Raw genomic sequence first — 926 nt, 5'->3', positions numbered from 1 at the left:
AGGGTGCACCCGAGCCGCGTGGTCCTCGGTTACCGTGCGTGGGGATCCTTCAGCGTAGGTCGTCCGCGACGCTGATGAGCACCTTTCCGGTGACTCCGTCTTCAACGGCATCGTGAGCGGATGCCGTGTCCTCGAGTGAGAACCACGTCAGCGGCAGCCCGGCTTCTGCGCCCACGGGAAGAGCACCCGCCTCGAGCGCGGCAGTGATGTCTTCCGCGGCGACGGCGAGTGCCTCCCGCCCGACGGTGTAGAGCAGCAGTCCCTGCCGGCGAACGTTCTTCGCAAAGCTAGTCACGATCGGAGCGGTGAACTCGTCGCCGTTGTTGTTCGCGTAGTACGCGATGCTGCCGTGGTTGGCGAGCACCTCTACATCGAGCGCGGCGTTCTGAGCGGGCGCGACTTCGACAATGTGGTCGACGCCGCTTGGAGCGACGGAATACACCTTGGCCGAGAGCTCGCCATCCGGGTATTGAAAAACGTGATGCGCGCCCGCTGCGCGGGCGAGTGCTGCCTTGTCGTCGTTGCTGACCGTGGCGATCACGGTCGCACCCGCCCATACCGCCAGTTGGATCGCGGCGTGCCCGACGGCCCCTGCTCCGCCCTGCACCAGCACCACACGGCCGTCGAGGGTGCCGGGTGCGAGACGCGCCGGGCCGAACTCGTGCACGGTGAGCGCACGGTGGGCGGTCATCGCGGGAACGCCCAGGCTGGCGGCGACGTCGAACCCGATGCCGTCGGGCAGACGGACGACGCGGCTAGCCGGCACGACCGTGAACTCCTGCGCTGTCCCCGTCGGACGCTGGTGGGCGGCGAGGAAGATCCATACGCGGTCGCCGATCCTCAGATCCTCGACATCCGAGCCGACAGCATCGACGACGCCGGCGCCATCCTGGTTCGGGACAACCTCTCCGAACTCGACGGGCTTG

The 926-nt window shown here is 67.7% G+C and carries 1 protein-coding gene; it reads right to left on the bottom strand.

The window, feature by feature from the left end:
- Nucleotides 1–49: 49 nt before the first annotated feature.
- Nucleotides 50–926: NADPH:quinone reductase (locus ACX3PH_RS15970; protein ID WP_459093691.1), on the bottom strand; the 877-nt coding region annotated here is incomplete at its 5' end.

Source organism: Homoserinimonas sp. A520, from assembly GCF_054489245.1.
The sequence above is the reverse complement of the archived record's forward strand: the minus strand, read 5'-3'. Positions and strand labels throughout refer to the sequence as shown.